Source organism: Alcanivorax sp. HI0083 (genome assembly GCF_001635175.1).
In genome coordinates this window covers 1-1,405 of the sequence record NZ_LWFX01001491.1, presented here as the reverse complement: position 1 = coordinate 1,405, position 1,405 = coordinate 1, and the positions used below count along the sequence as shown (strand labels likewise).

The window sequence follows — 1,405 nt, the reverse complement described above, 5'->3', positions numbered from 1 at the left end:
CACCCGTCCGCCGCTCGACGCCTCCTAGCAAGCTAGGATCGTTTCCGCTCGACTTGCATGTGTTAGGCCTGCCGCCAGCGTTCAATCTGAGCCATGATCAAACTCTTCAGTTAAGAAAAGCGTTTAAAGTGGCCTCTCATAGAGAGGAGCACTTAATGCATGCTCAGTTCGTCATCTGAATTAACAAAAACTTTGTTGACTCGTTCAGAACTGAAATCTTTTAAAGACCCCATCCCGAACAGGTCCCACACGTTTGCTTGCCTGATTGTTAAAGAGCGTCTCGTTCGTGGCGCTTCGCTGTGGTGCGTTGCGTTGTTGCCCCGTCGAGGAGTGCGCATTCTAGAGAGTTCGCTCTGGGAGTCAAACCCTTTTTCGCACTTTTTTTAAAAAACCTGCTGACCGTTCAAATTCCGCTCAAATCGCCGAGAAAACAGGCGCCAACGCCTGTTATTTGACCGTCACCCGGGCAATCTTCTTCTTTCCGGCCTGAATCACGTGGCTATCGCCACGGGAGAAGGTGCGCTCCTCACTGAGTTGAGCCCCATCCAGGTACACCGCGCCCCGCCCGAATACGTCCTTGGCCGCCTTGCCGTTCTGCACAAGGCCTGCTTCCCGTAGCAACGGCAGGATATGGATGCTGTCCTGATCCCCCAGATCCACCTCAACTTCCGGCACATTATCAGGGATATCGCCCAGCGCAATCTGGTTGCCTGCCGATTTGGGCGCCGCCTGGGCCGCCTCGGCCCCATGGAACCGCTCGACCATCTCCAGCGCAAAGGCTTTTTTGGCCTCCTGGGGCGAGCCCAGAGTCTCCGCCTCGGCCTTCAATTCCTCAATGCGCTCATTGGAGCAGGCACTGAGCAGTTCATAATAGCGCCAGGTGAGACTGTCGGGAAGCGAGAGCAGCTTGCGGTACATTTCCCCCGGCGCATCGTTGACCCCCACATAGTTGCCCAACGATTTGGACATCTTCTGCACGCCGTCCAGTCCTTCCAGAATCGGCATGGTCAGGCAGATCTGTGGCGCTTGGCCATAAGACTTTTGCAGCGTACGCCCCATCAGCAGGTTGAACTTCTGATCGGTCCCGCCCAGCTCCACATCCGCCTCCAGGGCCACGGAGTCGTAACCCTGCACCAGCGGGTAGAGGAATTCGTGGATGGCTATGGGCTGATTACCCTTGTAACGCTTGTCGAAATCATCACGCTCCAGCATCCGCGCCACCGTGTACTGGCCTGCCAGCTTGATCATGCCGGCCGCGCCAACCTCGTTCATCCAGCTGGAGTTGAAGGCGACCCGGGTTTTGCTCTCGTCGAGAATCTTGAAGACCTGCTCTTTGTAGGTCTCCGCGTTGCGCAGCACATCTTCTCGACTCAGCGGCGGGCGGGTGGCGCTCTTGCCCGTGGGG

1 protein-coding gene and 1 rRNA gene are annotated in these 1,405 nt (G+C 56.9%); both read right to left on the bottom strand.

What is annotated here, in order from left to right; all coding sequences use genetic code 11:
* Nucleotides 1–113 (bottom strand): 16S ribosomal RNA (locus A3754_RS22605); the annotation flags it as partial.
* A 334-nt stretch (nt 114–447) separates the two neighbouring features.
* Nucleotides 448–1,405, bottom strand: a 958-nt coding sequence (tyrS, locus tag A3754_RS22600) for a tyrosine--tRNA ligase (protein WP_063521400.1), incomplete at its 5' end; no start/stop codon positions are given.